Source organism: Actinomycetota bacterium (genome assembly GCA_018333515.1).
Taxonomy (GTDB): Bacteria; Actinomycetota; Aquicultoria; order Aquicultorales; family Aquicultoraceae; genus Aquicultor.
The window spans coordinates 209,853-221,937 of record JAGXSZ010000030.1 but is presented as its reverse complement, the minus strand read 5'-3'; the positions used below and the strand labels follow the sequence as shown (position 1 = coordinate 221,937).

Genomic DNA, 12,085 nt, shown 5'->3' with positions numbered 1-12,085 from the left:
ACGAATCGCGACCAACTATTCTACCGGCTGGCGGATTACCGTCTTAAGTTTTTCAGAGGCGGTTCTTCTAGGGTCACTCAGGTATATCTCGTGGTGTTTTCCCCTGAGCTTAAACCCGTTCTCCCGTATGAAATCGAGGATTCGCTGTACGGTTGGTCCCTCATCGGCATAGGGGCCGATATGCATTATCTGGGCGGAAAGCCCCTCATGGTATCGCTCGAATCGCACTTTGTCGATAGACGCGATTATCCTAACCGTAGCCGGAGTTCCGCTATTTTGCTCTTGAAGGCAGCCTGGTCTTTACTCGCCCTATATGACTCGACGAGTTCGTCCCTCAACCGCAACATGCGCGCATAGACGGTTCTTCTCGCATCATCGATGAGTAGCCAATCCTCATTGCCTGTAAATATGTCGAACGCCTGGCGTAGCTCCGGGTACATCTTGAGACGAAAGCGGTCTATCAGTGCGATGCAAAAGCTCAAATCGCCCTTTTTCTTCTCGTCTATCGTCCGCTTTATCGGGCCGCAATCGGAGGTATCGGCTATCAGGTCTTTGACCGCCCGCAAAAAGAACTCGGATTGTTTATCATCGGCTTGCATAAGCAGCTCGCCCCACTCGGGCACGTCCTCTACCGACTCTCCTATCTCATGGTCGAGGACTATTCCGGCATACGCGCGCGTAAGCTCGTCGAACCTCGCCTCAAAGTCGCCGTCGAGCGCCGACCCGGGCGTAAAACCATATTCGGTAAACGCATATTCAAGCGTCCGGTCATTCTTGGCCTGCGCTTCTTGATACTTGTCCCACAGCAACATCTTGAGCGGCTCAAAGCGCAAGAAAATGTCTCGTCCCTGCATCTGGCCGGGCGACCAGAACAAGTCTCGCGCCAGCTCTTTACCGGCGCTGTAGACATTGCATCCCTGAATCACACTCGAAGCATCGAGCTTAGCGAGAAAAAAGCTCGGCTTTTTGAAGAGCCCATAGCCTGCCCCATATACGAGACCTTCTTCCCGAAGCGCCCTGTTGATGAACGCGACATCGAACGGGTCGAACGTCGTCCCGTTGATATGGAGCGCCCTGAAATCCTCCCCTTCGAGCGCTTCCCATGCCGCCTCTTTGCGCTGAATCCACGCGGTCACCTCAGCCTGGTCGACCTTGCCCCACGGCTCGATGCCCTTGGCCGACATATACATCGTTCGCAAGCCCATCAAGAGCCCGCAAATCGAATAATATCCCCAGTACCTCGAATCGGAGACATCGCAATTGTAGGCGACGCCTTGAACGAGAACCTCTTTAAAGACTTCTTTCGACACCATTACTTCCTTGCTCAAAATTCAGCTGCCCGCATTAATCGTTCTTGGCCAATACTATGCGCCCTTAAGGGCGGCTATCTATTCGGGATGAAAGCCTACCTTTTGCTTCGGCGCCGGACCCGCTTCGATTTTTCCATGTACCTTCTCGTATTTGGAGACATTCTCTTTGAAGGCCGCCAATATGCGCTTCATGTGCCCAGGGGTAACTATAACCCGTGAGGTTATGGTGCCCGTCGGCGGGGCAACAAACATGAAATCGAGGACAAACTCCTCTTTTGTGTGGCTTACCACCATGTTGTTTGCAAATACCCCGGCTTGCATGTCATCCGGCATTCTCACTTCGATATTGTTACCCTGATTTCCCATAACCCCACCTCTTGGTAGAAAAATATCTGTAATATAACAAGAGTCTAGCACACAGTCCTCAGAAGCGCCTGACAGCAATCCGATAGTCTGTGTTTCAATCTCCGACACATCCTAGTCGGTATTACCGGCTCTTGTTTTTTAGGAATGCGGCGGTACTTGGGGCGGCCGAGGGGTCTTCGCTCAGTTCTTTTTCGAGCAATAGAAGGTCTTCGGCATCGTCGATATCGTACCATCGCGGCAACACCTTTACCGTAAGACGGGCTATCGCCGCCCGCTCTAAGGTCTGCTCGAAAACAGCATCCGTCGACCAGTCGACGCCTTCAAACAGAACTGGGTAATGACCGGCGAGACCGAGCAAATAGTAGCCGCCATCGTTGCTTGGGCCGATTACCAGGTCGTTTGCCGGAAGGCCGCTTATCGCGGCTTCGATGTATGCGAGGGGAAGCGTCGGCGAATCGGCGCCTATGAAAACGAGACGATCAGCATGCGCGAAGACCAGCTCGCTGAGGTATGCAAGCCGCTCACCCAGGCTTCCGCTCCCCTGGTCAACGATTGTTATTGAGTCTGGAATGGTCAAGCAGCTATATAAGTCGCTATAACCACAGCCCGGCTCGCGCAGGTTTAGCGCAAGGAATAATGCGGCTTCCGGTATTTTCAGGGCTTTTTTAATCGTGTCTTCAAGAAAGCGCGCATAAAGGTCGCAGGATTGCCGCGGTGTAAGAGGTGAGATGAGTCTTGTCTTTACTAATCCCGGCGCCGGCACCTTCGCGACGACTACGATTGCCGGCAACTTCGCGTTTTGGTGGTTCATGCCTCCATTATAAGGCATATCATCATACCTAGAATAGCAACCGCTAAGCCTGCGTCAATGGAGGGGGCAAGGGGGATTCGAACCCTCCACCAACCGCTTTAAGGTCAGCCAACGGGTTTGCAGCCCGCGGAGCGCCCAGCGCCATTGCCCCCGCTATATAATAACTGATTATTGTTCATATTACAATTGGTAATTATGATACATTATGTCGGCTCTTTAACAGGTTAACAATATTTACAGCATCGCAAAACATATAGAGTATCTAGGGTAAACAGGGATTCAATGACAACTGTGCGGCTGTAATTGTGTTAACCGACCCGATGCAGGTCTGAGGTGGCCGATCCGCACCTGACGGCGACCCTGTTTCGCCCGTCGTTCTTGGCCGTATACAGGGATTTATCGGCGCAGCTTATCAGATTGTCTTTCGAGATTGCGTCGCATGGATACGCCGCGACACCGATGGAAACGGTGAGGCAACCGGAGGGCCGGCTCTCTTCGCCTTCAAATCGAGTCTGCTCGACATTAGAACGAACGCGCTCGGCCAAAACGCTCGCCGCTGCCTTGTCCGTATCTGGAAGAAGGACACAAAACTCCTCGCCGCCATATCGATAGACAAAATCGGTCTCGCGCACCGCGCAACAGAGTATGTTCGCAACCGAACAGAGCGCTTCGTCTCCGGCTTGATGTCCGTTGTTATCGTTGTAGGCCTTAAAGTGGTCGATATCGACCATAAGACAGGCGGCTTCGCGACGGTTTCGTCTAGCGGATTTGAGTTCGCGTTCGAAGTCCTGCGCGAGCTTTCTATGGTTCCAAAGCCCCGTCAGCGGGTCCCGCAGTGTCAACTGTTCCGTCTGGTTGTGCAACCTATTAACATCTCGCCCTATCCACAACCAGCCGGCTATCGCTATGAGAAGCAGCGGGATAAAGACCGCGAAATGATAGCCCAGGTCTCTCATCACCTTCTCGTGGATGACGTCCTTATCGATACCGCTCCGCGCATACCACGGAACGTTTTTCATGGTAGCGAACGCGAACATCCGCATCGTCCCGTCCGCTGATACCGCATCATACAGGCCTTCTTTTTTCCCGAGCATTTTCTTAAAACGGTCGTCTCCGAAAATAGTTGTGCCTACCCATTTCTTGTGCTCCCGGCTTCTCGCGATATAGACGCCTTTATCGTCGATAAGGCTGATGACAACGTCTTTTGAGTCGGTCAGGAGTATTTTATTCTGTATTTTAGTGAGGTCGAGGCCGGCGGCGATAAAGCCTATTCTCGCTCCTGAAAAGTCGTAAACGGGATATGTTACATGAACCACCGGAAGGCCCGTTATCCTGCTGTACATAAAATCGCCCACGGCGATATCGCCGGCGACTACTCCGCGTGTATAGCATGCGGTATCGCTGACGTTTAAGGTTTTCGCCAGTCTTTGGGCGTCCTCGCTCTTCGACCAAACGTCGGAGACCGAAGCTACTTTTACGTTGCCAAGGACATCCACAAACGCGATAAGGTGATAATAGGGGTACTTTGCGATAATCCGGTCGAGCCATGGTTTGGTCGCCGTGAAGTTCTGTTTACGGATATTGTCGCTTTCGGCAACCGATATCAGCACATCGCCGGTGGCTCCGATATACTCGTCGACCTCGTGCGCGACGCCCTTGGCGACGCTTATGTTTTGCCGTTGCGCTTCCTCGGTATAGCGCTTGTCGATTTCTAATGCTTTATAAATGGAGAAACCGACAAATGGCAAGACCATGACGACAAGCAAAATCAGAAGCCGATATTTCAGCGCTAATGGCTGTTTTCCCTTGCAGCGTTCTCTAATATCCACAAAAAACCCCTTAAGAAAATATATTCGCAAATAGGGTCATCGGTAAATATTACGATTGTATTAACAATCTGACCAAAAAAAATTAATTAGTGGAGAATTTTTTCCATTTCACGAAGGGGCTTTTTCCGTCAGCCATTTCTCCTCTTTTTCAAGGAGCTTAGCGGCTTTTTCGATTTGTTCACGAACCCGCTCGGGAGCGGTGCCGCCGCGGACATTGCGCCGCTTGACGGCATTGTCTATATTGAGGACCTCGTAGACATCGTCTTCGATAAGCGGGCTCTGCTCTTGAAACTCTTCGATTGAGAAATCGACGAGCCAGCAACCCTCTTCTATGGCTTTCTTGACCATCACGCCGGTTATATGATGGGCGTCCCTAAACGGCACTCCTTTGGCGGCCATGTAATCGGCAAGCTCAGTAGCGTTGGTAAACCCGCCCTCAGCCGCTTGGCGCATGACCTCGGAGTGTATCTTCATCGTCGAAATCATGCCTTTCATGCCGATAAGGCTGTTCTTCACAGTCGCTATCGAGTCGAGCATACCCTCCTTGTCCTCTTGCATATCCTTATTATAGGCAAGCGGGAGGCCTTTCATCGTCGTCAAAAGCTGCAACAGGTTTCCGTAAGCCCGTCCGGTCTTTCCGCGAATAAGCTCGGCCACATCGGCGTTTTTCTTCTGGGGCATAATGCTGCTTCCGGTCGTGTAGGCATCGTCCAGCTCGATGAAGCTGAATTCGGTCGACGACCAGATTATAAGCTCCTCGGCGAACCTGCTCAAATGCATCATCAGCATCGAAGACGCCGCGTGAAACTCTATGATGAAATCGCGGTCCGAGACCGCGTCGAGGCTGTTGTTGCTTACTTTCTTGAAGCCAAGCTCATCGGCTATGAAATCCATGTCTATCGGGTAAGTCGTCCCGGCGAGGGCGGCTGAGCCGAGCGGCATCACGTCGGTATGCTTGAAGCACGCTTTAAACCGCGTAAAATCACGCCGCAGCATCCAGAAATACGCCATCATGTGGTGCGAAAACAAAACCGGCTGCGCCCGCTGCATATGGGTATAACCGGGCATTACAGCGTCTATCTCACGCTTTGCGACTTCCGTCAATTCGGTTTGGAGCGCGGCGATTTCGGCATTTACCTCGACAATCGCATCCTTTAAAAACATTCTCGTGTCGAGCGCGACCTGGTCGTTTCGGCTGCGTCCGGTGTGGAGCTTTCCGCCCACGGAGCCGATTTTCTCGATGAGCGCCATCTCGATGCTCATATGGATGTCCTCGTCGGCTATGTCGAACTCAAAGACGCCATCCTCGATTTCCCTGAGAATCGCTTCCAGGCCATCGACAATCTGCGCCGCTTCTTTCTCGGCGATAATGCCCTGTTTGGCAAGCATCTTGGCGTGCGCGATGCTCCCTTTTATGTCATGTTTATATAGATGCTTGTCGACAGGGAGCGAGGCGTTAAACTCGTCGACAAAGCTGTCTGTGCTCTTTGAGAACCGGCCCGACCAGAGTTTCATCGCTATACTCCTTGGTTACTTCCTATACTTCCTGCCCCAAGTCTCCAAACTCAGGCCGAATATCTTATTAAAGCCCGCGGCCGACTGATGAGAGAAAGTGTCGCCCGCCTCATAGGTCGCAAGCTCTTTATCGTAGAGCGAGTTGGGAGACTTGCGCCCGGCTACCCGGCACGACCCCTTATAGAGCTTCATGCGCACCGTCCCGTTGACTACTTTTTGCGTCTCGTCGATAAACGCGTCGAGCGCGTCTCTGAGCGGTGAGAACCAGAGGCCGTAATATATCATCTCCGCGTATTTGAGTTCTATTCCATATTTATAATGCGCCAGGTCGCGCTCGAGCGTCATGTCTTCGAGTTCCCTATGCGCCATGGTCAGCGTGAGCGCGGCCGGGGCCTCGTAAATCTCGCGGGACTTGATGCCGACCAGCCTGTTCTCGACTTTGTCGATACGCCCGAAGCCGTTCGAGCCCGCAATTTGGTTTACCTTGCCGATTAGCGTCAACAAATCCATCTTCTCGCCGTCGAGGGCGACCGGTACGCCGGCCTCGAACTCTATCTCCAGATAGGTCGGCGAATCGGGGGCATCCATCGGGTCCGCGGTCATGGTAAACGCGTCCGCCGGCGGCTCTATCCACGGGTCTTCCAGAATGCCGCACTCGATAGACTTGCCCCAGATGTTTTCATCTATGCTATATGGGCTGGCCTTGGTTATCGGTATCGGGATATGGTGTTGCTTCGCGTATTCGATCGCGGTCTCACGTGTGAAATCCCATTCCCTGGCGGGAGCGATGATGGTGAGGTCGGGGCTGAGCGCGCGCATCGTCACCTCGAAGCGAACCTGGTCGTTGCCCTTGCCGGTGCAACCGTGCGCCGCGAAGACGGCACCCGTTCCTTCGGCGACTTCGACCAGAATCTTCGCAATCAGCGGACGCGAGAGCGCGGTCGCCAGCGGGTATTTCCGCTCGTACATCGCGTTCGCCTTGAGCGCCGGCGCTATATATTTCGTTGCGAAAGTCTTCTTGGCGTCGACTACCTCGGAATGGACCGCGCCGACTTTGAGCGCTTTGTCGCGAACCTCGTCGAGGTCTCCGCCCTGGCCGACATCGACAGCAACCGCGACGACTTCCAGGTCGTAATTTTCATGGAGCCACTTTATCGCAACCGAGGTATCGAGACCCCCCGAATAGGCCAGCACGACCCGGTCTTTTATCTCTCTTGAGCTTCCCACTTGTCCCACGCGCAAATCCCTCACTTTAAAACTCTAAACGACTCGATTTCAACGGACTCTTTATTTAACCGGCACGCCGGTGCCGCAACACCTTCGGTGAACTCCTCCCGCAATCTACGCTCGACGACTCCGCTAAAACGCCTTCTCATCCCTGAGCGCGGCGACTCTGCCGGCGACATAATCGGCGACCGCGCGCGTCCTCGTTATAACCAGAATGGTGTCATCCCCGCCGACCGTCCCCAGGACATCCGGCCACTTTACCGCGTCGATTGCCGCGGCGACCGCCTGGGCCGTTCCGGGATGGGTCTTTAGGACCATCATATTCTCGGTCTTGTCTATTTTTATTATGAATTCATTCAATAGTGACCGCAGGCGCTCTATCTCCGGCAACGAATATATTTGTCTGCCCGCCGGCCCGCCGGCACCCGATATCCTGACTTTGAGCAACCCCAGGTCGCTTATATCCCGCGAAACGGTCGCCTGTGTCACATCGTAGCCGCGCTTCTCAAGCTCGGCGATGAGTTCTTCCTGTGTCGCTATATCTTTGGCTTCTATCGCCTGCTTTATGGCATCGAAGCGATTCTGTCTCGAACCCACGAAACCTCACCCAAACCGATATTATTTAATGATTGAAACCAGGGCCGCTTTTGCCGTGTGCAGCCGATTCTCCGACTGCCGGAAGACGACCGACTGCGCGCTTTCGACAACCTCGTCGGTGACTTCCTCGCCGCGGTGCGCCGGAAGGCAATGCATAAATATCGCCGTCGGCTTGGCCTCCGCCATGATTTCGCTGTTGACCTGGTATGGCCGGAATGTCTCGATACGCTCCTCGCGCTCGGCTTCCCGGCCCATGCTGGCCCAGACGTCGGTATATATCACGTCGGCATCGTCCGCCGCCTCGAACGGGTCATCGGTCACCGTTATCTTATGGTTTAGGTTTCGAATCTGAGTTCTCGCAAAATCTACGACCCCGGCGTCCGGCTCGTATCCCTTGGGGCACGCGATGGTCATGTTGATGCCCAATTTTCCGGCGACGACCAAGAGTGAATGGGCTACATTATTACCATCCCCAATATAGGCGAGTTTTAGACCGGTAAGACGGTCTTTGATCTCCAAAATCGTCATCAAGTCGGCGAGCGACTGCATCGGATGATACGCGTCGGTGAGAGCGTTGATGACCGGTATCTCCGTCTTTGCCGCCAGCTCTTCGACATCGCTTTGGGCGAAGGTTCTGATTACCACCGCGTCGACGTAACCGTCGAGAACCCGTCCTATATCTCCGATAGGCTCGCGGACCCCTAACCGTATCTCCTCGTCGCGCATGAAAATCGGATGGACGCCCAGATGCGAAGCGGCTGTCTCGAACGAGATGCGGGTCCTGCTCGACGGCTTATGAAAAATCATGGCAATAGTCTTGCCTTCGAGGTAGCGGTGGGGCAGACCGCTCTTAAGCCGACGTTTTAACTCCATGGCCTTAGCCAAAAGCCCGTATATCTCGTCCTGCGAGTAGTTCGTGAGCGATAGAATGTTTCTGCCTTTTAAGCTCGCCATACGCAACTCCTAAACCATCAGGCTCTCGACTACACCGAAAGCATAGTCGATTTCATCTCTTGTGATGCATAGAGGCGGTAAAAATCTAATTATATTACTTCCTATATTATTTGCAACAACGCCCTTGTCGAGCAAGGCGAGAACGATATCCTTCGCGCTCTCTCCGTCGAGTTCGATAGCGAGCATAAGTCCCGCTCCCCGGATCTCTTTTATGGGGGCGCCCTTGGCTTTCATCGCCTCGAGTTTGGTCTTGACGTATGCGCCCATCTCGCGGCTATTCTCGACCAGGCCTTCATCCTCGATTACCTTGATCGTCGCGAGCGCCGCCGCGCAGACGACCGGCCCGCCCCCGAAGGTGGAGCCGTGCTCGCCCGGCTTAAACGATGAGCCCGCCTTCGCGTTGGCCACGAGCACACCGACCGGCATACCGCTCCCGATACCCTTGGCGAGCGTCATGACATCCGGCTCGACGCCGACACCCTGATACGCGAACATGGCGCCGGTTCTGCCCATCCCGGTCTGAACTTCATCGAAGATGAGCAGGATATCGCGCTCATCGCAGAGCCGGCGCACCTGCTTCAAGTAATCGGCGTCACACTCGTAGACGCCGCCTTCACCCTGGATTACCTCGAGCATTATCGCGCAAGTGTTCTCCGTGACCGCTCCTGTGAGGACTTCTATATCGTTGAGGGGCACGTGTTTGAAGCCCGGCGGCAGCGGCTCAAACGGCCTATGCTTATCGGGTTGTCCGGTCGCGGCGAGGGTCTTCATGGTCCGCCCGTGAAACGACCGAAGCGCCGTGATTATCTCGTAAGCGTCGCTATCCTTGAGCTTCGCATAACGGCGCGCCAACTTTATCGCGCCCTCGTTCGCCTCGGCCCCGCTATTCGCGAAGAAACATCGCTCGCCGAAGGATATTTCCGTAAGCTTTTTGGCCAGCTCGAGTTGGGGCTGGGTATAAAAGAGGTTCGAAACGTGCATTAGCGACTCGGCTTGGCCTTTGACCGCGGCGGTCACCTCCGGATGGCAGTGCCCGACATTTACGACCCCGATGCCGCTGAGCAAATCGAAATATTCCTTGCCGTTGTCATCCCAGAGCCGGGCGCCGCGGCCCTTGACGAAAGTCACCGGCAAGCGCGCGTAGGTCGGCATATGGTATGTGTCGTCTAATTCTTTGAGTTCACTCAACTTCATAATCGCCCTCTGTCTTCTTTCCAAATATCTTTATTGAACCCTGCGGACTCATCGTTGACGTGCGATTCTTTGACGAATCGAGTACCGCTATTTCGTTATCATCGTGCCGACGCCCTCGTCGGTGAATATCTCGAGCAACAGCGCATGCGGGGTGGTCCCATTCAAAATGTGCGCCCGCTTCACGCCGGATTGTACGGCGTTAACGCAGCCTTCTACCTTGGGAATCATTCCCTGGTTTATCTCCCGCCCGGCCAACCGGCGCTCGCACTCCTCGATGCTCAGCTCGGATATGAGCGAATCCTTGTCGTCGAAATCCTCATAGAGCCCGTCGACATCGGTTAAGAAGATTATTTTATCGGCGTTGAGCGCGGCGGCAATCTCGCCGGCCACCTTGTCGGCGTTAATATTGTAACTCATACCGTCGTCGCCGACACCGACAGTCGCCACAACCGGAATAAAATCGTCGTTTATCAGGTTTTCAAGGAGCTTGCGGTTTATCTTCGTGACCTCGCCGACATAGCCCAGGTCATACCCATCGGTAGCTTTCTTCTTGGCCATGATGAGGTTGCCGTCGTCGCCGCTGACTCCGACCGAAAGTTCGCCGTGCCGGTTTATGAGCGAGACTATCTCTTTGTTTATCTTGCCCACCAGCACCATCTTGACGATGTCCATCGTCTCTTTGTCGGTCACGCGAAGGCCGTTTATGAACGTGGCCTCTTTGCCCATCGCTTTCATCTGGCGCGATATCTCCGGGCCTCCGCCGTGGACGATAATCGGATTGAGGCCGACATATTTCATCAGCACGATATCGGTGGCGACGGTCTCCTTTAAGTCGGCCCGCTCCATCGCCGCCCCGCCGTATTTAATAACGACGGTCTTGCCGTGATACTCCTTGATATAGGGGAGCGCCTCGGTGAGAATCTGCGCCTTTCCCATTACCTCTTCCATGTGCACCATATCGTCATCAATCCTTTTTTATCGTTGACTATCCGCCGACCGCTTCCGACGCCCGTCCCTAAAATCCTAAATCACAACAACCGGCAGTCCCACCGGCAATCCTAAGTGTGGTACTCCGCGTTAATCTTTACGTAATCGTAGCTGAAATCGCAGGTCCATACGCGCGCCGCCCCCGAACCCAGTTTCAGATCGACTATGACCTTTATGTCCTTGGCTTTAATGGCGGCGTCGACTTTGGCTTCGTCATAGGCTACCACCCGCCCGTTTTCGACGAGTTTTTCCTCGCCGTAGTATACATCTACTTTCGACGCGTCGACCTCCGCCGACGAGTAGCCGACCGCCGCGACGATTCTTCCCCAGTTCGCGTCTTGCCCGAAGAACGCCGTCTTGACCAGGTTTGAATTGGCTATCGCCATCGCCGCTTTTTTAGCTTCCCCGGCACCGGCCGCCCCGACCACATCTATCTCGATAAACTTCGTCGCGCCCTCGCCGTCTCTGACTATTAGTTTGGCGAGTTCGACGCAGACCTTATCGAGCGCGGCCTGAAAAACGGCCTCGTCGCCCGCGGTCACCCCGGCCCCGCTCGCGCCGTTCGCGACGAGCACCACCATATCGTTGGTGCTCGTATCGCCGTCGACGGTAATCGAGTTGAACGATTTGTCTATCGCGGATACCAGCATCGACTTGAGCAGCTCGGGCGCGACCGCCGCGTCGGTCGTGACAACGGCGAGCATCGTCGCCATATTCGGCGCTATCATGCCCGACCCCTTAGCCATGCCTCCGACCTTGACCTCGATTCCGTCGAAATCGAACGATACCGCGTGTTCTTTCACAAAGGTGTCCGTAGTCATGATAGCCTCGGCGGCGCAACCCCCGCCATCAGCGCTGAGCGCAGCCACCCCGTCCTTAATGCCCGCTTCTACCTTGTCCATAGGCATCGGAACACCGATGATACCGGTCGAGGAGACCACTATATCGCGCGGGTCGATGCCGAGCGCCGCGCCCGCGACCTGCGCCATCTTTATCGCGTCTTCGTATCCCCCGTCTCCGGTGCAAGCATTGGCGTTTCCGCTGTTTATTACAACCGCCTGCGCGCGTCCGTCCGCCAGATGTTTCTTGCTCAGGCGGACCGGCGCCGCCGCCATCTTATTCGTCGTAAAGACCGCGGCGGCGCTCGCTGCGCCCTCGGAGACCAAAAGCGACATATCCAGGTTCCCGCTCTGCTTTATCCCGCAAGCGACCCCGGACGCCTTGAAACCCTGTGCCGCGGTGACCCCGCCTTTTATCTCTTTCATCTCAAACTCTTTCGATTTATCCATTTCGAC

At 54.5% G+C, this 12,085-nt stretch carries 12 protein-coding genes and 1 tRNA gene; all 13 read right to left on the bottom strand.

Annotation, left to right across the window (positions count from 1 at the left end; translation table 11 throughout):
* Positions 1 to 15 precede the first annotated feature (15 nt).
* A complete protein-coding gene (locus KGZ93_08270; protein MBS3909603.1) occupies positions 16 to 186 on the bottom strand; it encodes a GyrI-like domain-containing protein in 171 nt (56 codons plus the stop codon).
* 59 nt (positions 187 to 245) lie between these two features.
* Positions 246 to 1,328, bottom strand: a complete 1,083-nt coding sequence (locus KGZ93_08265; protein ID MBS3909602.1) for a hypothetical protein — start codon at positions 1,326 to 1,328, stop codon at positions 246 to 248.
* Between the two features lie 60 nt (positions 1,329 to 1,388).
* Positions 1,389 to 1,676 (bottom strand): DUF3467 domain-containing protein, encoded by a 288-nt coding sequence (locus tag KGZ93_08260; GenBank protein ID MBS3909601.1) that lies wholly within the window; start codon positions 1,674 to 1,676, stop codon positions 1,389 to 1,391.
* A gap of 121 nt (positions 1,677 to 1,797) precedes the next feature.
* Positions 1,798 to 2,487 (bottom strand): TIGR04282 family arsenosugar biosynthesis glycosyltransferase, encoded by a 690-nt coding sequence (locus KGZ93_08255; GenBank protein MBS3909600.1) that lies wholly within the window; start codon positions 2,485 to 2,487, stop codon positions 1,798 to 1,800.
* 62 nt (positions 2,488 to 2,549) lie between these two features.
* Positions 2,550 to 2,638: transfer RNA gene (locus KGZ93_08250), tRNA-Cys, on the bottom strand.
* Between the two features lie 157 nt (positions 2,639 to 2,795).
* On the bottom strand, positions 2,796 to 4,316 hold the full coding sequence (locus KGZ93_08245; GenBank protein ID MBS3909599.1) for a GGDEF domain-containing protein: 1,521 nt from the start codon (positions 4,314 to 4,316) through the stop codon (positions 2,796 to 2,798).
* 108 nt (positions 4,317 to 4,424) lie between these two features.
* The gene (gene argH / locus KGZ93_08240; GenBank protein ID MBS3909598.1) at positions 4,425 to 5,831 is read right to left on the bottom strand and encodes an argininosuccinate lyase; all 1,407 of its coding nucleotides are present in this window, start codon (positions 5,829 to 5,831) and stop codon (positions 4,425 to 4,427) included.
* Between the two features lie 15 nt (positions 5,832 to 5,846).
* Entirely contained in the window at positions 5,847 to 7,040 is a 1,194-nt protein-coding gene (locus tag KGZ93_08235) for an argininosuccinate synthase (protein ID MBS3909597.1), read from the bottom strand.
* Between the two features lie 150 nt (positions 7,041 to 7,190).
* On the bottom strand, positions 7,191 to 7,655 hold the full coding sequence (gene argR / locus KGZ93_08230; protein MBS3909596.1) for an arginine repressor: 465 nt from the start codon (positions 7,653 to 7,655) through the stop codon (positions 7,191 to 7,193).
* A 21-nt stretch (positions 7,656 to 7,676) separates the two neighbouring features.
* A complete protein-coding gene (gene argF, locus KGZ93_08225) occupies positions 7,677 to 8,609 on the bottom strand; it encodes an ornithine carbamoyltransferase (protein ID MBS3909595.1) in 933 nt (310 codons plus the stop codon).
* Positions 8,610 to 8,618: 9 nt separating this feature from the next.
* On the bottom strand, positions 8,619 to 9,803 hold the full coding sequence (locus KGZ93_08220) for an acetylornithine transaminase (GenBank protein MBS3909594.1): 1,185 nt from the start codon (positions 9,801 to 9,803) through the stop codon (positions 8,619 to 8,621).
* An 87-nt stretch (positions 9,804 to 9,890) separates the two neighbouring features.
* Positions 9,891 to 10,760: an acetylglutamate kinase gene (gene argB, locus KGZ93_08215; protein MBS3909593.1), complete on the bottom strand. Its 870-nt coding sequence runs from the start codon at positions 10,758 to 10,760 to the stop codon at positions 9,891 to 9,893.
* A gap of 101 nt (positions 10,761 to 10,861) precedes the next feature.
* Positions 10,862 to 12,055 (bottom strand): bifunctional glutamate N-acetyltransferase/amino-acid acetyltransferase ArgJ, encoded by a 1,194-nt coding sequence (argJ, locus tag KGZ93_08210; protein MBS3909592.1) that lies wholly within the window; start codon positions 12,053 to 12,055, stop codon positions 10,862 to 10,864.
* Positions 12,056 to 12,085: the final 30 nt, after the last annotated feature.

Bases quoted from the DNA above. Each gene is read 5' to 3' on its own strand.
- KGZ93_08270 (MBS3909603.1), bottom strand. From the start codon at position 186: ATGCATATCGGCCCCTATGCCGATGAGGGACCAACCGTACAGCGAATC.
- KGZ93_08260 (MBS3909601.1), bottom strand. From the start codon at position 1,676: ATGGGAAATCAGGGTAACAATATCGAAGTGAGAATGCCGGATGACATG.
- KGZ93_08255 (MBS3909600.1), bottom strand. From the start codon at position 2,487: ATGAACCACCAAAACGCGAAGTTGCCGGCAATCGTAGTCGTCGCGAAG.
- argH (MBS3909598.1), bottom strand. From the start codon at position 5,831: ATGAAACTCTGGTCGGGCCGGTTCTCAAAGAGCACAGACAGCTTTGTC.
- argF (MBS3909595.1), bottom strand. From the start codon at position 8,609: ATGGCGAGCTTAAAAGGCAGAAACATTCTATCGCTCACGAACTACTCG.
- KGZ93_08220 (MBS3909594.1), bottom strand. From the start codon at position 9,803: ATGAAGTTGAGTGAACTCAAAGAATTAGACGACACATACCATATGCCG.
- argB (MBS3909593.1), bottom strand. From the start codon at position 10,760: ATGGTGCACATGGAAGAGGTAATGGGAAAGGCGCAGATTCTCACCGAG.
- argJ (MBS3909592.1), bottom strand. From the start codon at position 12,055: ATGAAAGAGATAAAAGGCGGGGTCACCGCGGCACAGGGTTTCAAGGCG.